We start from the raw sequence: 21,709 nt of genomic DNA, 5'->3' as shown, positions 1-21,709 counted from the left end.
GAAAGCGCGCCCGCGATGGCTGCCGGCGCCGATGCCATCGGGCTCGAAGCCCTGGAGGCCCGTCTCCGGCAGGATCTCGCCTGGCTCGAATTGCCCGCCAAGGCCTGGGTGCCCGAGCGTGTGGTGGACGGCGAGACTGTGCGCGACGTGGTGATCGTCGGTGCTGGCATGGCCGGGCTCGTCGCCTCGGCCATGCTGAAACGCTACGGCGTCGCCAACCATGTGCTCTACGACAAGGCACCGGCCGGGCGTGAAGGGCCGTGGATCACCTATGCGCGAATGCAGACGCTGCGGTCGCCGAAGCAGCTCACGGGACCGGCGATGGGCCTGCCGGCATTGACGTACCGTGCCTATCACGAGGCGCGCTTCGGCCGTGCCGCCTGGGAGGCGCTCGACAAGATCCCGCGCGAAGTCTGGATGGACTATCTCGTCTGGTATCGGCGGGTGCTCGATCTGCCGGTGGTCAATGAAACGACCATCACCCATGTGGCGACCCGGCCCGATGGCCTTCTCGATGTGGCGATCGACCACGGCGGACAGGCCGGGCGCGTCATTGCCCGCCATCTCGTGCTGGCCACGGGCCGCGACGGCCTTGGTGGCCCCTATGTGCCCGATTTCGTCAAGCGGCTCGACCCGCGCTTCTGGGCGCATTCTGCCGACGATATCGATTTCGAGGCGCTCACGGGCAAGCGCGTTGGTGTCGTGGGTGCCGGCGCCTCGGCCATGGACAATGCCGCGACCGCGCTGGAGGCCGGGGCCGGGCGGCTTGATCTCTTCATCCGCCGCAAGGACATCCCGCGCATCAACAAATTCACCGGCATCGGCAGCCAGGGCGTCGTCCACGGCTTTGCCGGCCTGCCGGATGAGTGGAAATGGCGCTTCCTGCATACAACGCTGTCAGCGCAGACGCCGCCGCCGCGCGACAGCACCCTGCGCGTGTCGCGCCACCCCCATGCCTATTTTCACCTCGGCAGCCCGGTAATGGCGGTGCATGAGAAGGGCGACCATCTCGAAGTCGTCACGCCCAAAGCGCGCTACGACGTCGATTTCATGATCTTCGCCACGGGCTTCAACGTCGATCTCGGTCTGCGGCCCGAGCTCGCCGCCTTCGCGCCGCATATCCGCCTCTGGGGTGAGCGCTTCGCGCCGCCCGGGGGCATGGCGAATGTCGAACTCGAATACTCGCCCGATCTCGGGGCGAGCTTCGAGTTTCTGGAGCGCGAGCCCGGCACATGTCCGGCGCTCCAGTATATCCATGCCTTCAATTTCCCGGCGACGCTCAGCCACGGCAAGCTCTCCGGCGACATTCCGGCGATCAGCGAGGGCGCGGACCGGCTCGCGCGGGGCATCGTGCGGGCCTTGTTCGTCGAGGATCGCGAACTGCACTACGCCAATCTCGTCGCCTTCTCGACGCCGGAACTTCTCGGCGACGAATGGGTCGACGCGGACCGGGCAAACAACGAAGGCGAGGGTCTCGATCATGCAGCCGAATGAAACACGCCGCATCGACCTGAACGGCGCCACGTTTGTCTATGACGTGGCCGGCGAGGACAACGACGAGACGATCGTCGTGCTCCATGGCGGTCGCGGCATCGGCGATCACACGGGGGACTTCAAGGCCTTCCTGCCGCTCGCCGACGACTACAGGCTCCTCGCCTATGACCAGCGTGGCTGCGGGCTGTCGTCCCTCACGCCGCCTTACAATTTCGAGCAATATGCCGATGACCTTGAGGCCTTCCGCCAGACGCTGTGCGGCGGAAAGCGCATCGTCCTCATCGGCGGCTCCTTCGGCGGCATGATCGCGCTGACCTATGCGGTCAAATATGGCAGCCGTGGCCTCTCGCGCCTCATCCTGCGCGGCACGGCGCCGAGCCATCACCACGAGGCCGAGGCGGTCGAGAATTTTAAGGCGCGTTTGCACAAGGCCACCAGCGCTTCGCTCGGCATGGTGGAGAAGATGTTCTCGGACAAGGTGGTCGATGACACCGAGCTGAGGCTGATCTGGCTCGCCCTGCAGCCGCTCTATTTTGAGAAATTCGATCCGGACGCGGCGCTGGAGCGCACCCGCGTCATGCATCTCCACGCGGAGACGCACAATGCGCTGTTCACCGAGAAGGACTATGATCTGCGGGACAAGCTCCCGGACATCGACGTGCCGACCCTGGTCGTCGTCGGCGGCGCGGACTGGATCTGCCCTCCGAGCCAGTCGCGGCTGATCGCGGACAAGGTGCCGGGCGCCGAGCTTCTGGAGATCGAAGGCGCCAATCATGCCGTGCATGTTGAGGCCAATGCGCGCGTGCTCGCCGGCATTCGCGACTTTCTCGCCAGGACCGCCGCGTGATCCGCTACGTCATCGGCAAGCTCGGCGAGGCGCTCGTCGCCGTCTGGGGCGTCGTCACGATCGTCTTCTTCGTGACACGCCTCCTCGGCGATCCCGCCGCCTTGCTGCTGCCGGTCGGCGCCTCGGCGGAACAGCTCGATGCCTTTCGCGCCTCGCTCGGGCTCGACCTGCCGCTCTGGGAGCAATATCTCAGCTTCCTCGCCCAGGCCGTCCAGGGCGATTTCGGCCAGTCCTTCCTGTTCAACCGCCCCGCCATCACGGTCGTGCTGGAGCGTATGCCGGCCACGATCACGCTGGCGGTGACGGCTATGGTCTTCGGCGTGCTGATCGGCGGCGGGGCCGGCGCCATCGCCGCGACCCAGCGCGGCAAATTCGCCGAATTCGCCGTGATGACGCTGGCGCTGCTCGGCCAGGCGACACCGGTGTTCTGGCTCGGCATCATGCTGATCCTGTTCTTCGCCGTCGATCTCGGCTGGCTGCCGACAGGCGGCTATGGCAGCCTCTCTCATCTCATCCTGCCGGCCTTCACGCTCGCCGTCTTCGTCAGCGCCTCCATCGCGCGGCTGCTGCGATCGAGCCTGCTCGATTCGATGAAGGAGGACTATGTGCGCACGGCCCGCGCCAAGGGCCTGCCGCCCGGCCAGGTGTTCGTCTGGCATGCGTTGCGCAATGCCCTCATCCCCGTGGTCACCATGGTCGGCATCCTGTCCGGCGAACTGCTCGGCGGCTCGGTGGTGACGGAGACCGTCTTTGCGTGGCCCGGTGTCGGGCGGCTCATCGTGCAGGCCATCGAATCCAAGGATTTTCCGGTAGTGCAGGCGGGCGTCGCGGTGATCGCCACAGTGTATGTGAGCATCAATTTCCTGGTCGATCTGCTGTATGGCGTGCTCGATCCGCGCATCCGGAGGAAGGAGCCATGAGGGCTTTCCTGCGCGCGCTCGTGCAGAGCCGCGGCGGACTCTTCGGGCTCGTCATCCTCGTCGTGCTGGTCGCCGGCGCGCTGCTCGCGCCGACCCTCGGCCTGCCGGATCCCGTTCGCGGCGACCTCAAGGCCCGCATGGCGCCGCCGACATGGACCGGGCTCTTCGCGCCCGGCGCTCATCCGCTCGGTACCGACCAGCTCGGACGCGATATCCTGAGCCGCATCGTCTACGGCAGCCGGATCACGCTGACGATCGGCGCCTATGCCGTGGTGCTCGGCGGTCTCGTCGGCGTCATGCTCGGCATCGTCGCCGGCTATTGCGGCGGCATCACGGACCGGCTGCTGATGCGGCTCGTCGATATCCAGCTCGCCATACCGCTCATGCTGCTGGCGCTGCTCGTGGTCGCGGCGCTCGGCCCGAGCCTCACCAATCTCGTCATCGTCCTCGCGCTGACCAGCTGGATCCGCTACGCGCGCATCATTCGCGGGCAGGTGCTGGCGCTGCGCGAGCGCGAATTCGTGCAGTCGGCGCGGACCATCGGCGCGAGTACGGCGCAGATCATGCTGCGGCATATCCTGCCGAACGTCATGACGCCGGCGCTTGTCGTGGCCACGCTCGAACTCGCGCGCATCATCATCATGGATGCGGCGCTCAGCTTTCTCGGGCTCGGCGTGCAGCCGCCCGCCGCGAGCTGGGGGCGCATGCTCGCCGAGGGGCGGGTCTACATCTCCACCGCCTGGTGGGTTGTGACCTTTCCCGGCCTCGCGATCATGCTCACGGTGCTGAGCGTCAACCTGCTCGGCGACTGGCTGCGCGACTATTTCGACCCAAGGCTGAGGACCTGACGACATGAACGCGATGTCCCATCAACCCCGTCTGGAACGCCTGCGTCAGCGCATGGAGGAGGCCGGCATCGACGTGATGCTGTGTTTCAAGCCAGAAAACAGTTTCTATCTCACGGGCTTCAACCCGATCATCTACAGTCACCCGGTGGTCGCGGTGCTGCCACGCGTGGGCAAGGCCTCCATGCTGGTGCATGCGCTGCGCGACGACCACGCGCGCGCCTCCACCTTTCTCGAGGACATCCGCCTCTACGGCGCTTGGTCCACCAAGGTCACCATGGGACCGAGCTGGCTTGAAGCCCTCAAGACCATGCTCACCGAGGCGGGCTTTACCGAGGCTGTCGTCGGCATCGAGGAAGATTTCATTCCGATGACGCGCTATCGGGAGTTGCAGGGCATCCTGCCCGGCGCCCGCTTTGCCGATGTCTCCCGGCTCGTCTTCGAGACGCGGCTCATCAAGGACGCGGATGAGATCGCCCATGCCCGCGCCGCCGCCGCCATCGCCGATGTCGGCATGAACGCGGCCGTCGACGCGGTGAGGCAAGGCGGCAACGAGCGTGAGATCGCCATCACCTCCATGGCCGCCATGAACCGGTTCTGGACCGACAACTACCCCGATGCGGAGGTCTGCGATTTCGGCAGCCTGGAGGGCGGCGCGCAGAACGGGCTGTGGACCTGGGTGCTCACCAACGAGCGCATTTTCATGAATTGCGACAACCCGACGGTGCGCAAGCCCCTGAAGGGCGAGCCGGTCTTCATCGACATCTGGACGATCATCAACGGCATCCATGCGGAGAACGAGCGCACGGTCGCCGTGGGGACCCTGCCGGATGAGACCAGGCGGGCGATCGATTCCATCATCGAGATCCGCGAGAGCATCGTGCCGCTCATCAAGCCCGGCACGCCCATCTCCGAACTCTACGCAAAGGCCCGTCGCGGGCTTGAGGAGCGCGGCTATGGCCGCTTTCTGCCCGGCCGCATCGGCCACGGCATCGGGCTCGGCGCCCACGAGGGCCCGTCGCTTGACGCCAAGACGAGCTACCCGCTGGAAGCGGGGATGCTCTTCACACTGGAGCCGAACCTGCGCATCCCGGGCGTCTGCGGCACGCAGATTTCAGACACCGTTCTGGTGACGTCGACGGGCTGCGAATTTCTCACCCGTTCGCCCAACGGCTTGCAGCAGGCATGAAGAAGAGGGGAATTGTCATGGGTCACTGGTCAAGGATCATCGGTGCGACGGCAGTGGCCGTCGCGGTCAGCCTTCCCGCTTTCGCAAGCGCCGCGACGCTCACCATTGCGCTCGGCACCAACGTCAACACGCTCGATCCGCATATGTCGGCTTCCGTCGGCACGGATCTCAGCGTCCTCAGCCACATCTATCCCTCGCTCGTCATCCGCGGCCCGGATCTGAAGCTGCAGCCGGTCGTGGCGAAATCCTGGAACCAGGTCGACGATCTCACCTGGCGCTTCACGCTGGTGGACAACGCCGTCTTTGCCAATGGCGAGAAGATCGACGCCGAGGCGGTGAAGTGGAACCTCGACCGGGTGCGCGATCCCAAGGTCAACGCGCGCATCAAGGCCTGGTTCGACCTTGTGAAAGACGTCAAGGTCGTGAGCCCGACAGAGATCGAGGTGACGACGTCAGCTCCCTATCCGGCCTTCGCCGACCAGCTGTCCATGTTCTTCCTGCTGCCGCCGCAATGGGCGGCGAGCCACAAGCCCGCCACCGAGACACTCTCCGGCGGCCGCTATGAGCTCGCCGAGAACGTGCCCGGCGACCACATCACGCTCAAGGCCAACGCGAAATGGTGGGGCGAGAAGCCGGCCTTCGACACTGTCGTCTTCCGCAACATCCCGGAGAGCGCCAGCCGCGTCGCCGCGCTGCTGGCCGGTGAGGTCGACCTCATCACGAGCATTCCGCTCACCGAGGTCAAGCGCATCAAGGACAGCGGGAACGCCGCGGCGGGCTCGGTGCCGAGCACGCGCAGCCTGTTCATCAAGTTCAACACGCAGAAGCCGCCCTTCGACAACAAGGCTTTCCGCCAGGCCTTGAACTACGCCGTGGACAAGGAAGGCATCGCCCAGGCCATCTTCGATGGCGCGGCCGAGGTTTCGGCCTGCCAGGTGCTGTCACCGAACTACTTCGGCTTCAACGCGGAGCTGAAGCCCTACCCCTATGACCCGGACAAGGCACAGCAGCTCCTGAAGGCCTCGGGTGTGGATCTGAAACAACCCATCGCTCTCGATGTGCCGACCGGCGTTTATCTCCAGGGAACCGAGGTTGCACAGGTGGTCGCCGACCAGCTCACGCAGATCGGCCTCAATGTGAAGATCTCGGAGATGGATTTCAGCACCTATATGAACAAGTATCTGCGCTCGCGGGAGCTCGCCCCGATGTCGGTGCTGGCGCAGGCTTGGCCGACCATCGACGCGGACGGTTTGCTCACGCTCTTTGCGCCGGGCAACCAGTACGCGTACTGGGATGACGCAGCCTTCGGCAAGTTGCTGGACCAGGGCCGCTCGACCACCGACAAGGCCGCGCGGCAGGGCTTCTACAAGCAAGCGACCGCGCTGATGTGCGAGGAGGCGCCCGCGCTGTTCCTCTATGTGCAGCCGGCGACCTATGGCACTTCGAAGCGCGTGACCTGGGCCGCGCGCGGCGACGACTGGGTACGGTCCTTCGATCTCAAGCCCGCGCAGTAGCAAACAGCCGCGCGGAATCTCGGAGTAACGTCATGCACCTCTTCGGCACGCATTTCGGCACCTATGAGGTTGTGCATGACGACGCAGGCCGCGCGGAGCTGCGTGGCTTCCGGCGCGACCCGAAACCGTCCCCGATCGGCGTGGCTTTTCTCGACCTCGCCGATCACCCCAAGCGCCTGCCCCAGCCCATGGTGCGGCAGGGCTGGTTGGCCGCCGCGGAAGGCGCGCGCGACGGCAAGGGGCGGGGGCGTGAGCCCTTCGTGCCGGTGGACTGGGATACGGCCGCGAAGCTCGTCGCCGGCGAGATCACGCGGATACGGCAGACACACGGCAACGAGGCCATCTTCGCGGGATCCTACGGCTGGGCCAGCGCGGGGCGCTTCAACCACGCGCCGAGCCAGCTCAAGCGCTTTCTCAATTGCTGCGGCGGCTTCGTATCGTCGGTCAACACCTACAGCTATGGCGCGGCCGCCGTGCTGCTGCCGCATATCATCGGCCCGGCCTTCGTCGGCGCCACCGACGCCGCGCCGAGTTGGGACCTCATCGCCGCGAACGCGCGGCTCGTTATCTCCTTCGGCGGCTTCCGCCTCACCAATGCGCAGGTCGAGGCGGGCGGCACCGGCCAGCATCGCGCCGAGCGCTGGCTGGAGCGCATCGTGGCGAACGGCGCGCGCGTCGTCGTCGTGAGCCCCGTGGGTACGGACGCGCCCGAGATCGCCGGCCGCGAGCGTATCGAGCATGTCGCCATCCGCCCGAACACCGATACCGCCGTCATGCTCGCCATGGCGCAGGTGCTGTTGGCGGAAGGCCTCGCCCGGCTCGATTTCCTCGAGCGCTACACCACCGGCTTCGACATCTTCGCCGCCTATCTCACGGGAGCCACCGACGGCATCGTCAAGACGCCGGAATGGGCCGAAGGCATTTCCGGAATGCCGGCGGAGACCATCCGTGGCCTCGCCCGCGCCTTCGCCGAGGCACCCGCGCTGATCAACGCTTCCTGGTCACTGCAGCGCGCCCGCTACGGCGAGCAGCCCTATTGGGCGGCGATCGCGCTTGCGGCAATGGCCGGTCAGATCGGCCGACCCGGCGCCGGCTTCGCTTTCGGGCTGACGGCGGTCAGTTCCGTCGGCCAGCCGATCCGCCACCTCAAGGGGCCGGCCTTGCCGCAAGGGCGCAATCCGGTCGCGGCGTTCATTCCCGTCGCGCGCATCACCGAGCTTCTGACGCGCCCGGGCGAGCGCCTTGCCTATAACGGCCGTGATCTTCCGCTGCCGGACATCCGGCTCGTCTGGTGGGCCGGCGGCAATCCGTTTCACCATCATCAGGATCTCAACCGGCTCGCCGAAGCGTGGCGCCGGCCGGATACCGTCATCGTCAATGAAAGCGTGTGGACCTCGACCGCCCGCCACGCCGATATCGTGCTGCCGGCGAGCCTGCCCTTCGAGCGCGACGACATTGCCGCCTCCTCGCGCGATAACTGGCTGGTGGCGAGCCGGCGGATCGCGGAGCCGCCACCGGACGTGCTGAGCGACTTCCGCATTTTCGCGCGCATTGCCCGGGAATTGGGCGTGGAGGAAGCCTTCACCGAAGGCCTTGACGAAAACGGATGGCTGCGCCGCCTTTACGCGGGTTATCGGGAGAGGCATCCGGAGCTGCCGGATTTCGAGACGTTTCAGGCCGAGGGCTATGCCGGCCTCGATCTCGGTGAGGAGGCTGCCGCCCCCGGCGTGCCCTTCGCCGATTTCCTCGCCGATCCCGTGGCCCATCCGCTCGCGACGCCCTCCGGGCGGATCGAGATCGTGTCAGACGCCATCGCCGGGTTTGGCTATCCCGATATTGCCGGCCATCCCGTCTGGATGCCGCCGGAGGAATGGCTCGGCGCGCCGCTCGCCGAGACCTATCCGCTGCATCTCCTTTCGCCCCAGCCGGCCCATCGCCTGCACAGCCAGCTCGAGCTCGTTGGCGAAAGCCAGCGCGCCAAACTGGCCGGACATGAGGTCGCGCTGCTCAATCCCACGGACGCGGCGGCGCGCGGCATCACTGACGGCGACATCATCGAGATCTTCAACGACCGCGGCCGCAGCCAGACGGCCGCGCGCCTCTCCGCCGCGGTGATGGCCGGCGTTGTGGTGCTGCCGACCGGAAGCTGGTTCGATCCGGTCGATGATCCCGAGGGCGGCAGCCTGGATCGGGGCGGCAATCCCAATGTCCTGACCTCGGACCGCCCAACCTCGCAGCTCTCGGGCGGGTCGGCGCCGAACAGCTGCCTGGTGGACGTCCGGCGGGCCTGACATCAAAGTCTGACCACAAGTCTGATTACACCTGCCACGCCCAGGTCTTGCGCGGCTCAGGCTACCCGTTTGCGCCCGCACCGCATCTTGTCAGAGGGGCGGTGTGATCGACCGGCCGACCTTCAAGAAATCCGTCAAGAGCCCTCCTCCGTTGCGGCTCGCTCTGGTCGAGAAATAATTAATTAAAGTCAACGGCTTGAGTGGATTTTGATGATTCCCTTGAAGACGGATTGTTATCGCGGATGGACATGCGGCCTACGCGCGGGCAGGTTGTCTTCATAGGATTCGTATGTCCCGATGTTGAAAGCCCCTCTTTCCGTAAAGGTTAATCCCAGCCAATGCCTCATCGTCCGGGAAGAATGAAGCTCTGGCGTAGGTCCCGTGCCGTTTGGGGTAATGCAGCACAATGGAAGCCACGGCTCGTCTTCTGGGCTGGGGCTATATCCATTGGGATTTTCGGGGTCGTCTTCGCGAAAGCTGCCGATCTCGCACAGGATATATTCAACGCCATTCGCTCGACAGGCGAGTGGGGTTATCTCTTCCCGCTGGTTCTGACGCCGCTCGGCTTTCTGCTGTGTGCCTATCTGACGTTGAAGATCGCGCCGAATGCGCAGGGCAGCGGCATTCCGCAGGCTATGGCCGCGCAGAATGTCGCGACGCCCGAGGGCCGTTCGCGGCTGCTCTCTCTTCGGATCGCTGTCGTCAAGGTCGCGATGACCCTCTTTGGGCTGGGTTGTGGCGCCTCGATCGGCCGGGAAGGGCCGACTGTGCAGGTGGGCGCCTATATCATGCAGCTCTCGGCGCGCTGGGGCGGCATCAACAACGCGCGCGGGCTCATTCTTGCTGGTTCGGCGGCCGGTATCTCCGCGGCTTTCAACACCCCGTTGGCCGGCATCGTCTTCGCGATCGAGGAGATGAGCCGGTCCTATGAATCCCGCGCCAACGGCCTTGTCCTGAACGCGGTGATCCTCTCTGGGCTCGCCGCGCTCGCGCTCGTGGGCAACTACACCTATTTCGGCAAGAGCCATGAAGTGATGGTGCAGGCTCACGACTGGCTGCTCGTTGTCGCCTGCGGCCTCGCCGGGGGGCTGCTGGGGGCGGCTTTCAGCCTCGCCGTTCTGCGCTGCACCCTTCGTTTGAAGCGCTGGGCACAGCCGAACAAGCTTTTCCGGCTGGTTCTGGCGGCGGCCGTTTGCGGCTTCCTCGTCGCAATCGTCGGCATCCTGTCGGACGGCAGCGCTTTCGGTTCCGGCTATGAGCAGGCGCGACACGCCATTGAGGGACAACCGGCGCCGCCGCTCTTTTTTCTGAGCAAGCTGCTGGCGACCTTTCTCTCGATGATGTCCGGAATTCCCGGTGGCATTTTCGCGCCATCGCTCTCGGTTGGCGCGGGCTTGGGCAGCAGCATCGCCCTGCTTCTTGGAAGCAAAGTCGGCCTCGGGGCCTTGTTCGGCATGGCGGGTTACTTTGCCGGCGTTGTCCAGTCGCCCATGACGGCGTTCGTCATCATTCTGGAGATGACGGAAAGCTACGACAATATTCTGGCGTTGATGACGGCGTCGGTGCTCGGCTATGTGACATCGCGGCTGATTTGCCCGGAGCCGCTCTATCACGGCCTCGCCCGCAATTTCCTCGCGCAGGATCTGCGGGCCACGCGTGCCGAGGAGCGCGCGCCGGCTAATGCTTCCGCCAGCGTTTCAGGCGCTGTCTCCAGCGCTCAGGAGCGTTGAGGATAAAGAAGAAGCCAACGATCACAACGGCCCCGATCACGAGCGAAACGGCAATGACTTCCCAGGTATTCAGGATATAGACTTCTTCCATCATCGCCCCAATGCCAGTCGGCTCAAGAATGAGCTGCACGCTGTTCACTCTAGAGCATCGGACGGCGGAGCGGAAACCTCATTCCGGAAGGCCCGACGCGCAGCGCGCGCATGCACTTTGCGCTCATCGATTGACCTGTCTCCTTGACGGGTGGTTTGTCACTGCGCCGGCAAGATCCAGGTCTTGGCAAGATCCAGGTCTTGGCAGGAGGCGGGTCTTGGCAGGAGGCGGGTCTCGGCAGGATTGGCTTTCCCCCGGCCCGGTCCCCGATCTTCTCAGGCGTGCCCTATCCGCCGCTCGATGACGGCTTTGATGAGAAGCGTGATGAGCGCGATCACCGTCAGCGTGGAGGCGGCCGCGAAGGCGCCGGCGGCGTTGTAGTCGTTGTACAAGAGCTCGATCTGCAGCGGGAGCGTGTTGGTTTCGCCGCGGATGCGGCCAGACACAACCGACACCGCGCCGAACTCGCCGATGGCGCGCGCGCTGCAGAGCACCGTGCCGTAGAGAAGGGCCCAGCGGATGTTCGGCAGCGTCACGCGGCGGAAGATCTGAAAGCCGGTCGCGCCCAGCGTGGCGGCCGCTTCCTCCTGCTCGGAGCCCTGGGCCTGCATGAGCGGGAGGAGTTCTCGCACCACGAAGGGGCTCGTCACGAAGAGCATGACGAGCACGATCGCGGCCGGTGTGAACATGATGCGGATGTCGTGATCGGCCAGCCATTCGCCGAACAGGCCCTGCGAGCCATAGACGAGCAGATAGGCGACGCCCGCCACGATCGGTGAAATCGAGAAGGGGATCTCGATCAGGCTGATAAGGGTCTTCTTGCCGGGAAAGCGGAATTTCGCGATGGCCCAGGCCGCTGCCACGCCGAAAACCATGTTGATCGGGACCGCGATCACCGCTGTGACGGCGGTGAGCCAGATCGCATGCAGCGTCTCGGGCTGAAGGATGGACGAGCGATAGGCCGCGAAGCCGCGCGCGAAGGCTTGGGAGAAGATCACGGCGACGGGCGCGACGAGGAAGAGGGCCGTGAGCACGAGCCCCGTGGCGATTAGGAGGCGCTGGCCGGATCGTGTCGGGCGCGCGTTCGCGCCGACGGCGGTGGCCTGGGGGAAGGCGCGCGGCGCCTCCAGGGCGAGCATGCTCATGCTGAGGCCTCGCGGCGGCGCAGCCAGCGTGCCTGCAGCACATTGGTGGCGAAGAGGATGATGAAGGCGAGCGCCAGCAGCACCGCCGCGATCGCCGAGGCGGCGGGATAGTCGAACTCCTCCAGCCGGATGAAGATGAGGAGCGCGGCGATCTCGGTCTTGAAGGGCAGGTTGCCGGCGATGAAGATGACGGCGCCGAACTCGCCGAGCGAGCGTGCGAAGGCGAGCGCGCAGCCGGTGAGATAGGCGGGCGCGATCATCGGCAGGATCACCCGGCGGAAGATCGTGAAGGGGTAGGCGCCGAGCGTCACCGAGGCCTCCTCGATCTGGCTGTCGAGGGTCTCCAGCACCGGCTGCACTGTGCGGATGACGAAGGGCACGCTGGTGAAGGCCATGGCGATGGCGACGCCTATGATGGTGTAGGCGACCTGTATACCGGCCGGCTCCAGCCACTGGCCATACCAGCCGGTGCCGGCGAAGAGCGTCGTCAGCGCGACGCCCGCGACCGCTGTCGGGAGCGCGAAAGGCAGGTCGACGAGCGCATCGACGAAGCGCTTGCCGGGGAAGTCATAGCGCACGAGGATCCAGGCCATCAGCAGGCCGTAGACGGCATTGATCATCGTGGCGATGAGCGCGGCGGTGAAGGTGAGCTGGAACGAGGCGAGGACCCGTGGGCTGCTCAGCACCTGCCAGAAACCGTCGAAGCCGATTTCCGCTGATTTCAGGATGAGCGCGGCGAGCGGCAGCAGCACGATGATGCCGAGATAGGTCAGCGTCAGGCCCATGGTGATGCCGAAGCCCGGCAGCACCCGGCGTGCCTTCACGGGTTTCGCGGGAGGCGGAGGAGAGAACCCCCGCCCACGCCGGCTTATTGCCTGCGCGCCTCTTTCATCCGCACCACCCAGGGTGCCCGCCACGGTTGCTGTCACAGCCATGTTCCTTCGCAAAGGTCAGCGGTTGACGAAAACCTTGTCGAGGATGCCGCCCGAGGCGAAGTGCTCCTTCTGGACCTTCGCCCAGCCGCCGAACACGTCCTCCACCTTCACGAGGCGCACCTCCGGGAACTGCTGCTTGTATTTCGCGACGACAGCCGGCGCATGCACGCGGTTGAAGAAGCTCGCGAGGATGTCCTGGCCCTTGTCGGTGTAGAGGAACTCCAGATAGGCGGTCGCCACCGCGCGCGTGCCCTTGCGATCCACGACCTTGTCCACGACGCTGACCGGGAATTCGGCGAGAAGGCTGACAGGGGGAACGATGACCTCGAAGCCCTTGTCGCCATATTCGCGACGGATGCCGTTCACTTCCGACTCGAAGGTGATCAGGACGTCGCCCAGGTTGCGCTCGACGAAGGTCGTGGTCGCGCCGCGCCCGCCGGTGTCGAAGACCGGCACATTGGCGAAGAGCTGGCGGACGAAGTCCTGCGCCTTGGCCTGGTCGCCGCCGTTCTTTTCCAGCGCATAGGCATAGGCTGCGAGATAGGTATAGCGGGCATTGCCGGAGGTCTTCGGGTTAGGGAAGATAACCTTCACATCACTTCTGACGAGGTCGTTCCAGTCCTTGACGCCCTTGGGGTTACCCTTGCGCACGAGGAAAGCCGGAAGCGAGTAGAAGGGCGAGGCCGCGTTGGGTAGGCGCTTTTGCCAGTCGGCGGCGACGAGATTGCCCCGGTCATGCAGGATCTGCACGTCCGTGACCTGGTTGAAGGTCACGACATCCGCTTGAAGGCCTTCGAGGATGGCCCGCGCCTGCGCCGATGTGCCGGCGTGAGACTGCTTGATCTCGACCTTCTGGCCGTTCTTGGCCTGCCACTCGGCTGCAAAAACGGGATTGATCGCCGCGAACAGCTCGCGCGCAACGTCATAGGAGGCATTGAGGAGCTCCACCGGCTGGGCCGGCTTGGCGTCCTGCGCTTGTGCGGCGGGCGTGACAGCAAGCGCGAAGGCGCTCGCCGCGAGCGCGAGGGCAAGGCCGAATGAACGTCTCATGAAAGTAGCTCCGGTCAGGGCTGGCGACACAACGGTCGCTGCCCGCTTAATCGGTCAATGGGTATGGGCTGCCTGGGCGACCTTGCCATTCTGGGCGGTCGCGGACTGGCGTTTCGGCGGATGGAAGACACGGCCGCGGCGGATATTGACCCGCACGGCGTCGCCGCGGGTCAGGGCACGCTCGCGTGTCGTCTCGCGCGCGAGCTCCACCTCGACAACCTTGTCGGCCTGGGGCAGGGCGACCTCGTAGCGGATGAGGGCGCCGCTCGGCACGATATCCTTGATGACGGCGGTGCCGGAGGCATCCGGCAGGAGGTCGATCTCATGCGGGCGCACGAAGAGCACGGCCTGGCCGTCGCCGAGGGCGAGCCGGCCGACGCGGCTCGTGTCCGCGCCCGCGACATGCACATGGCCGTTGCGCAGCTCGGCCGGCAATTCGTTCACACCGCCGAGGAACCGCGCCACAAAGGGGCTGGCCGGCTGTTCATAGATCTCGTCGGGCGTGCCGACCTGCTCGATGACGCCTTCGCCCATCACCACCACGCGGTCGGCGAGTTCGAAGGCCTCTTCCTGGTCGTGGGTCACGAAGATGGTCGTCATGCCGAGCTGCTCGTGCAGACCGCGCAGCCAACGGCGCAGGTCCTTGCGGATGCGGGCATCGAGCGCGCCGAACGGCTCGTCGAGCAGGAGCATCTTGGGCTGGATGGCGAGGGCTCGCGCCAGGGCGACACGCTGGCGCTGTCCGCCGGACAACTGGGCAGGATAGCGGCCGCCGTAGGCGCCCATCTGGACGAGTTCGAGCAGCTCGACGACGCGTCGTGCGATATCGGCTTTCGCCGGCCGCGTCTCACGTGGACGGATGCTGAGCCCGAACGCCACGTTTTCGAAGACGGTCATATGCGGGAAGAGAGCATAGTGCTGGAAGACGAAGCCGATCTGGCGCTCCTGCGGACTCAGACGCAGCCAGTCGCTCTCATCGACCAGGACCTCCCCGGATTGCGGCCAGTCGAGGCCTGCCAGAATGCGCAGCAAGGTGGTCTTGCCTGAGCCGGAGGCGCCGAGAAGTGCGATCAACTCGCCGTCAGCAATCGCCAGATCGACGCCCCTTAGCACGGGCGTCGTTCCGAACTGCTTGAAAATATTACGAATTTCGATGCTCATGGCGGCTGCTGACCTGTCCCCCTGATCGGCGGCTGCGCAGAGCCCACCATCGGCAAGACGATTTCACGGCAGGCCATATGGCGTCAACCATAAAATACAGCTCATCATGTAAAAATTAAAATAAATACGAACTAATTTCGTTGTTTATGGTCGAAACGCTCCGCCGGACCTATTCCCCCATGCGAAAATGCTTGGAGAGCTTCAGGCCTTGGGCCTGGTAGTTGGAGCCCGCCCCGGCGCCGTAAAGGACGCGCGGACGTGCTGCCATGCGCTCATAGACCAGCCGCCCCACGATCTGGCCATCCTCGATGATGAAGGGCACATCGTGGGAGCGCACTTCGAGCACCGCCCGCGACCCTGCGCCGCCGGCACCCGCATGGCCAAAGCCGGGGTCGAAGAAGCCGGCATAGTGAACGCGGAATTCGCCGACCAGCGGATCGAAGGGGACCATCTCGGCCGCATAGTCCGGCGGGACATGGACCGCTTCCTTGGAGGCGAGGATGTAGAACTGGCCGGGATCGAGCACCAGCGAGCCTTCGCCGTGCCCGTAAAGGGGCTCCCAGAAATCGCGCACCGCATAGGCTCCGATCCTGTCGACGTCGACGAGGCCGGTGTGGCGCTTGGCGCGATAACCGATAAGCCCGCCGCTATCGAAGCCGGACAGGTCAACACTGACGGCCACCCCGTCCTGGATCGACGGGGCGTTCGAGGTGACGATGCTCTCGCGGCTATGGAGCGCGGTGAGGGCGGCGTCGTCCAAGCGGCTCACGCCCGCGCGAAAGCGCACCTGCGAGAGGCGCGCGCCGGTGCGCACCAGCACCGGGAAGGTGCGTGGCGAAATCTCGGCATAGAGCGGCCCGGTATAGCCCGCATCGATGATGTCGAATTCGCGCGAACCATCCACGATCACACGGGTGAAGACGTCGAGACGCCCCGTTGAGCTTTTCGGATTGGCGGACGCCGCGAGGTCCGCCGGCAGGGCGAGGCCCTCCAGAATTTCGGCGATATAGACACAACCCGTTTCAAGAACGGCGCCCTGGGTCAGGTCTATCTCATGCAGTGCAACGTGTTCCAGCCGCTCCACGACGCGCCGCCCCAGGCCGGGCAGGAAGCTGGCCCGGACCCGAAAGGCCCGGCGCCCGAGCCTCAGGTCGAGGCTCGCCGGCTGGACCTGATCATCCGCGAAAGGAACCGCGGTGGTGATCACGCCAGCCTTCTCCAGCTCCAGGATGGCTTCGGCCGGCTGGATGCCGGGTAGGATCTTGGGAGCTGCCATGGGTATCTCGACTAAAGGGCTTCGTTGCGGTCCATGAGATGACCTCCTGCCCTTAGAGCAAGTGGGCGCGCCCGGCAAAGCAAAATGCGCCTACTCCGGAGCTGCTGCGGAACTGCCGCATTGCAGCATAGTTCATGGTGACGGGATTGACGCTCGCCCACGCAGAGGCTTAACCAAGGGCGGGCCGTCTCTTGGTCCTTGTGTTCGGGCACCGTCTGACCTGCCAAGGCGGTGTCTCAGTTGGAGGCGCAGCCATGTACGAAGCGGTGACCCGCAACATCCGTGTCGGTGTCGTGCCGCGCTTCCTGGAAAAGGAGTCGGCGCCGGCGAAAAAGCGGTTCTTCTGGGCCTACACCATCGAGATCACAAATCTCGGCGAGGAGACTGTGCAGCTGATGGCGCGGCACTGGCATATTACGGATGGCCTGGGTCGTCAGCACGAAGTCCGTGGCGAAGGGGTGGTCGGCGAGAAGCCCGTTATCGAGCCGGGTGCGAGCTTCAGTTACACGAGCGGCTGCCCGTTATCCACGCCCCATGGCACCATGCTCGGTACCTATCAGATGGAAAGCGAGGCGGGTGAGGCCTTCTCCGTGGAAATTCCGCTTTTTCCGCTTGAAAGTCCTTATATCAAGCGCGTCGTGCACTGACATGCGGGTGATCGATCCGTTGGCGGAAACGGCCTCCCGCGCCTTCTGGACGGCATTCCCATGAAAACCAGCGACGATGATCGGAAGACGGACATGATCGGACGACGGGTATGACCGGAAAACGTTTGGCCCCGCTGTATCTCCTGGCCGATCTCGTTGCCTTCGACACGGAGACACCGAAGTCGAACCTCGCGCTCATCGCCTATGTCGAGGACTACCTCGCAAGCTGGGGTGTGCCCTTCGTGCGGCTGCCGAACGCCGATGGCGACAAGGCCGCAGTGTTCGCGACGATCGGGCCCGCGATCGATGGCGGCGTCGTGCTGTCCGGCCATACAGATGTGGTGCCCGTCGCCGGCCAGACGTGGACGAGCGATCCCTACCGGCTGCGTGTCGAGAACGGGCGCGCCTATGGGCGCGGCGCGGTTGACATGAAAGGCTTCGTGGCGCTGGCGCTGGCCCATGTGCCCGATTTCATTGCTGCCGATCTTGCCCGGCCGATCCACCTGTTCCTGTCCTATGACGAGGAGACCACGTGCCTCGGCGTGGTCGATGGCATCAATCGCTTCGGCATCGATCTTCCCCGACCGGGCGCGGTGATCGTCGGCGAGCCGACCGACCTCACCATCGCCGATGCGCACAAGAGCGTGGTGACTTTCACCACCACGGTGCATGGCAAGGAGGCCCATTCGGCCAAGCCCGCGCTCGGCGCCAGCGCGGTGATGGCGGCTGGCCTGCTCGTGGCCGAGCTCGTGCGCCTGGCGGAGGTCTATGCCGAGCGCGGCGACGCGTCGGGGCGCTTTGATCCGCCGTGCTCCACCATCCATGTCGGCACCATCGCGGGCGGCACAGCCCGCAACATCATGGCCAAGGAATGCCATTTCCATTGGGAATTCCGTGGATTGCCAGATCTTGACGGCGATGAGATTCCGGCCCGGTTCGCGGCCTACGCGGATACGGTCCTGGCCCGCATGCGCCAAACGGCGCCGGAGGCGTCGATCGAAACCGTCTGCCATGCCGATGTGCCCGGCTTGCGGCCGCTTCCAGGCTCGCCGGCGGAAGAGCTCGTCAAGGCCGTCACTGGGCGCAACAGCACGCTCACCGTGTCCTACGCGACGGAAGCCGGCCGCTTTCAGAATGCAGGCGTGCCGACGGTGGTTTGCGGCCCTGGCTCCATCAATCGCGCCCATCAGCCGGACGAATACATCACGCTGGCGGAACTGGAGGCCGGCGCGGACTTCATGCGTCGACTCACCGCAAAGCTGAAGGGCTAATCGGGGCTGCCCGACGGCGCGGCGTCAGGCCGGCTCGTCGGTGAGTTCCGCCGGCTCGATCTGGTAGTGGCGCGAGCAGAATTCGCAGGTGATACCGATCTGCCCGTTGTCGCCGACCATGTCGTCACGATCCTGCTGTGAGAAGCTGCGCAGGGTGGCGAGAATGCGGGGACGCGAGCAGCGGCATTCCTCGTGGACCGGCTGGCCCTCGAAGACACGAACGCCGCGCTCGTGGAAAAGCCGCAGCAGCAGGCGCTCGCTCTGCAGGGCCGGATCGATGAGCTCGTGATCTTCGGTCGTATCGGCGAGAAGCTTGGCTTCCACCCACGCGTCGTCCTCGAAGGCCTCGGCGCGCCCGGTGTCATGTCCTTCTGGCGCATCACCGGGATGGAGGTCCGGCTGCCGTTGACGATCGGAGGAGGACGGCAGGAATTGCACCATCAGCCCGCCGGCGCGGTAGCGCATCCCTGCGCCTTCCTCGTCGCTGGAGAAGGCCTCACCCACGGCGAGCCTTACCCGCGTCGGGATCTGCTCGGACTGGAGGAAATACTGGTGCGCAGCTGCCTCGAGATCATCCCCCTCGAGCGCAACCACGCCCTGGTAGCGGGACATCTCGGAGCCTTGATCGACCGTGAGCGCGAGATGTCCGTGACCGAGGAGCGCCCCGGTTGCGAGCGTCCCGGTCTCGGCCAGCTCGGCGAGACGCTCGGCGTCGAAACGCGCGCAAGCGCGCAGACGGTCCGGCGCGTCGAAATCGACGACCAGCATGTCGATCACGCCGTCAGTGCGAGTCTGCAGCTGAAAGCGACCGTTGAACTTCAGGGCTGAGCCGAGAAGAGCGGTCAAGGCGGTCGCCTCGCCGAGAACACGCGCGACCGCCGGAGGGTAGGCATGGCGACGCAGAATGGTGTCGAGCGCCGGGCCGAGCTTGACCACCCGGCCCCGCACATCGAGACCCTCGACGGCGAAAGGCAGGACCCGGTCATCTGCGGTTTGAGCGCTCACATCGGCCATTACTGAACGGCTCCCATACACCACGCCAGAATGCCCTTCTGGGCATGCAGGCGGTTTTCCGCCTCATCGAAGACAACGGATTGCGGACCATCCATGACTTCGTCGGTCACCTCCTCCCCGCGATGGGCCGGAAGGCAGTGCATGAAGATGGCGCCCGCGTTCGCTGCAGCCATTAGCTTGGTGTTGACCTGGTAAGGCTGCAAGAGGTTGTGGCGGAAAGCCTCGTCCTCGTCGCCCATCGACACCCAGCAGTCAGTGATGATGGCGTCGGCGCCCTTCACGGCGGCGAAGGGGTCGTCCGTCAGCATGATCTCGGCGCCTTCGCGCCTCGCCCGCGCAATGAGATCGGCTCGCGGCGCCAGTTCCGGGGGCGTCGCGATATTGATGCTGAAATCAAGGCGTGACGCGGCTTCCACCCATGACGCGAGAACATTGTTGGCGTCCCCGGTCCAGGCGACGGTACGCCCCTTGATCGGCCCCCGGTGCTCCTCGAAGGTCAGGAGGTCGGCCATCACCTGGCACGGATGCGACAGCTTCGTGAGCCCGTTGATGACCGGCACCTCGGCGAATTCCGCCAGCTCCATCATCGCGTCGTGATCGAGAATGCGGATCATGATCGCATCGACATAGCGCGAGAGCACACGGGCCGTGTCGGCGATCGTTTCGCCGCGGCCGAGCTGCATCTCCGCGCCGGTCAGCATCAGGGGCTCTCCACCGAGTTCGCGCATGGCGACGTCGAAGGACACGCGGGTGCGGGTCGAGGGCTTGTCGAAGACCATCGCCAGCACCTTCCCGTCGAGCGGGCGGGTGGTCTGCGGCTGGCCCTTGCGGCGCGCGGCTTTCAGGGATGTGCTCGCCGTCAGGACACGACGCAGTTGATCTCCGGAGAAGTCCGCGAGGTCCAGGAAATGCCTGGGTGCGGTCGTCGCTGTCGTCGTCATGGAGCCAACTCCGGTTGGCCTGCATCGGCCTTGGCATGAGCCTCCGACACGGCCTTGGCTGCGGCATCGATGCGCGCCAGAGCTTCCGAAATCTCGGCTTCTGTGATGGTGAGGGGCGGTATCAGCCGCACCACATTGGCGCCGGCTGGGATAACCAGAGCCTTCTCCGCGCGGGCCGCGTTGACGAAATCACCGTTCGGCGGCGTCAGCTTCAGGCCGAGCAGCAGACCCTCACCGCGGATCTCGGTGATGACATCGGGATAGCGATCCTTCAGCTCCGCGAGGCGTTGCTTGAAGAGAAGGCTCTTGCGCTGCACGTCCTCCAGGAAGCCCTCCTCGAGGATGACATCGAGCACGGCATTGCCCACGGCCATCGCGAGCGGATTGCCGCCGAAGGTGGTGCCATGCGTGCCGGCCGTCATGCCCTTGCCGGCCTCGGCCGTCGCGAGGCATGCGCCCATGGGGAAGCCACCGCCGATGCCCTTGGCCACGGCCATGATGTCAGGCGTCACGCCCGACCATTCATGCGCGAACAGCTTGCCGGTCCGGCCGACGCCCGTCTGGACCTCGTCCAGGATCAGGAGGAGGCCCTTGTCGTCGCAGATCTGGCGCAGCCGCTTGAGATCGGCGGGGGGCACGGACCGCACGCCGCCTTCACCCTGGATCGGCTCGATCAGGATCGCGGCGGTTTCATCGGTGATGGCGGCTTCGAGTGCCTCGAAATCGCCGAAAGGCACCTGGTCGAAGCCTTCAACCTTCGGACCGAAGCCCTCCAGATATTTGGCTTGTCCGCCGGCGGCGATGGTCGCGAGCGTCCGCCCGTGAAACGCGCCCTCGAAGGTGATGATGCGGAACCGCTCGGGATGGCCGCTGACCGCGTGATATTTCCGCGCCATCTTGATCGCGCATTCCAGGGCCTCGGCACCGGAATTCGTGAAGAAGACCGTGTCGGCGAAGGTCGCGTCGACGAGCCGTTGCGCCAGCCTCTCACCACCCGGGATACGGTAGAGGTTCGACGTGTGCCAGACCTTGGACGCCTGTTCGGTCAAGGCCTCCACGAGATGCGGATGGGCATGGCCAAGCGCGTTCACGGCGATGCCGGCGCCGAGGTCGAGATATCGTTCGCCTTGTCGCGTGATGAGCCATACGCCCTCTCCCTTTTCGAATTCGATGTCGGGACGCGCATAAGTCGGCAGCAACGGCGAAATCACGATTTCAACCTCCGCAAGAGAAAAGTTTCCAGAAACCACGGGGCAGACACCACTGATATCGGACCCGCGTCTCGGAAAATCAAAGTGCCGCCCACGGAGGGGCGGCACTCCACCAATTCTAAAGGTCATGTTTTCCA

General features: G+C 65.3%; 18 protein-coding genes. 10 read left to right on the top strand and 8 right to left on the bottom strand.

The window, feature by feature from the left end; all coding sequences use genetic code 11:
* The first annotated feature begins 15 nt into the window (after nt 1–15).
* From KIO74_RS12545 to KIO74_RS12510, 8 genes are all read left to right on the top strand, one after another.
* Nucleotides 16–1,494, top strand: coding sequence for an NAD(P)-binding domain-containing protein (locus tag KIO74_RS12545; protein WP_213335104.1), 1,479 nt, complete (start codon nt 16–18; stop codon nt 1,492–1,494).
* The gene (locus KIO74_RS12540) at nt 1,481–2,341 is read left to right on the top strand and encodes an alpha/beta fold hydrolase (protein ID WP_213332301.1); all 861 of its coding nucleotides are present in this window, start codon (nt 1,481–1,483) and stop codon (nt 2,339–2,341) included. The genes KIO74_RS12545 and KIO74_RS12540 overlap by 14 nt, the downstream gene beginning before the upstream one ends.
* Entirely contained in the window at nt 2,338–3,261 is a 924-nt protein-coding gene (locus tag KIO74_RS31740; RefSeq protein WP_213332300.1) for an ABC transporter permease, read from the top strand. The genes KIO74_RS12540 and KIO74_RS31740 overlap by 4 nt, the downstream gene beginning before the upstream one ends.
* Entirely contained in the window at nt 3,258–4,109 is an 852-nt protein-coding gene (locus KIO74_RS12530; protein WP_213332299.1) for an ABC transporter permease, read from the top strand. The genes KIO74_RS31740 and KIO74_RS12530 overlap by 4 nt, the downstream gene beginning before the upstream one ends.
* Nucleotides 4,110–4,113: 4 nt before the next feature.
* Nucleotides 4,114–5,295 (top strand): M24 family metallopeptidase, encoded by a 1,182-nt coding sequence (locus KIO74_RS12525; RefSeq protein WP_213332297.1) that lies wholly within the window; start codon nt 4,114–4,116, stop codon nt 5,293–5,295.
* A gap of 17 nt (nt 5,296–5,312) precedes the next feature.
* Nucleotides 5,313–6,809 carry an ABC transporter substrate-binding protein gene (locus KIO74_RS12520; protein WP_213332295.1) on the top strand — a complete coding sequence of 499 codons (1,497 nt, stop codon included), beginning with the start codon at nt 5,313–5,315 and terminating at the stop codon, nt 6,807–6,809.
* A gap of 32 nt (nt 6,810–6,841) precedes the next feature.
* Nucleotides 6,842–9,100 carry a molybdopterin-dependent oxidoreductase gene (locus KIO74_RS12515; protein ID WP_213332293.1) on the top strand — a complete coding sequence of 753 codons (2,259 nt, stop codon included), beginning with the start codon at nt 6,842–6,844 and terminating at the stop codon, nt 9,098–9,100.
* A gap of 338 nt (nt 9,101–9,438) precedes the next feature.
* Entirely contained in the window at nt 9,439–10,830 is a 1,392-nt protein-coding gene (locus tag KIO74_RS12510) for a chloride channel protein (protein ID WP_213332292.1), read from the top strand.
* A 366-nt stretch (nt 10,831–11,196) separates the two neighbouring features.
* On the opposite strand, the gene cysW is transcribed toward KIO74_RS12510, so the two are convergent.
* The 5 genes from cysW to KIO74_RS12485 all read right to left on the bottom strand — a co-directional run bounded on the left by cysW (nt 11,197) and on the right by KIO74_RS12485 (nt 16,488).
* Entirely contained in the window at nt 11,197–12,060 is an 864-nt protein-coding gene (gene cysW / locus KIO74_RS12505; RefSeq protein ID WP_213335101.1) for a sulfate ABC transporter permease subunit CysW, read from the bottom strand.
* Nucleotides 12,061–12,062: 2 nt separating this feature from the next.
* Nucleotides 12,063–12,851 (bottom strand): sulfate ABC transporter permease subunit CysT, encoded by a 789-nt coding sequence (gene cysT, locus KIO74_RS12500; protein WP_249731279.1) that lies wholly within the window; start codon nt 12,849–12,851, stop codon nt 12,063–12,065.
* 165 nt (nt 12,852–13,016) lie between these two features.
* Entirely contained in the window at nt 13,017–14,051 is a 1,035-nt protein-coding gene (gene cysP, locus KIO74_RS12495; RefSeq protein WP_213332288.1) for a thiosulfate ABC transporter substrate-binding protein CysP, read from the bottom strand.
* 54 nt (nt 14,052–14,105) lie between these two features.
* Entirely contained in the window at nt 14,106–15,212 is a 1,107-nt protein-coding gene (locus KIO74_RS12490; RefSeq protein WP_213332287.1) for a sulfate/molybdate ABC transporter ATP-binding protein, read from the bottom strand.
* Nucleotides 15,213–15,381: 169 nt separating this feature from the next.
* On the bottom strand, nt 15,382–16,488 hold the full coding sequence (locus KIO74_RS12485) for a 2'-deoxycytidine 5'-triphosphate deaminase (protein ID WP_213332286.1): 1,107 nt from the start codon (nt 16,486–16,488) through the stop codon (nt 15,382–15,384).
* Nucleotides 16,489–16,742: 254 nt separating this feature from the next.
* On the opposite strand from KIO74_RS12485, the gene apaG reads away from it, so the two are divergent.
* Nucleotides 16,743–17,135: a Co2+/Mg2+ efflux facilitator ApaG/CorD gene (gene apaG / locus KIO74_RS12480; protein WP_213332285.1), complete on the top strand. Its 393-nt coding sequence runs from the start codon at nt 16,743–16,745 to the stop codon at nt 17,133–17,135.
* 110 nt (nt 17,136–17,245) lie between these two features.
* Nucleotides 17,246–18,406 carry an acetylornithine deacetylase gene (gene argE, locus KIO74_RS12475; protein WP_213332284.1) on the top strand — a complete coding sequence of 387 codons (1,161 nt, stop codon included), beginning with the start codon at nt 17,246–17,248 and terminating at the stop codon, nt 18,404–18,406.
* Nucleotides 18,407–18,430: 24 nt separating this feature from the next.
* On the opposite strand, the gene KIO74_RS12470 is transcribed toward argE, so the two are convergent.
* From KIO74_RS12470 to KIO74_RS12460, 3 genes are read right to left on the bottom strand one after another with little or no spacing between them, the layout of a single operon-like run.
* A complete protein-coding gene (locus tag KIO74_RS12470) occupies nt 18,431–19,420 on the bottom strand; it encodes an Hsp33 family molecular chaperone (protein WP_213332283.1) in 990 nt (329 codons plus the stop codon).
* Nucleotides 19,420–20,361, bottom strand: coding sequence for an ornithine carbamoyltransferase (argF, locus tag KIO74_RS12465; protein ID WP_213332282.1), 942 nt, complete (start codon nt 20,359–20,361; stop codon nt 19,420–19,422). Before argF ends, KIO74_RS12470 begins: the two co-directional genes overlap by 1 nt.
* Nucleotides 20,358–21,572, bottom strand: a complete 1,215-nt coding sequence (locus KIO74_RS12460) for an aspartate aminotransferase family protein (RefSeq protein WP_213332280.1) — start codon at nt 21,570–21,572, stop codon at nt 20,358–20,360. The genes argF and KIO74_RS12460 overlap by 4 nt, the downstream gene beginning before the upstream one ends.
* Nucleotides 21,573–21,709 lie beyond the last annotated feature (137 nt).

Source organism: Chelatococcus sp. HY11, from assembly GCF_018398335.1.
Taxonomy (GTDB): Bacteria; Pseudomonadota; Alphaproteobacteria; order Rhizobiales; family Beijerinckiaceae; genus Chelatococcus.
The sequence above is the reverse complement of the archived record's forward strand: the minus strand, read 5'-3'. Positions and strand labels throughout refer to the sequence as shown.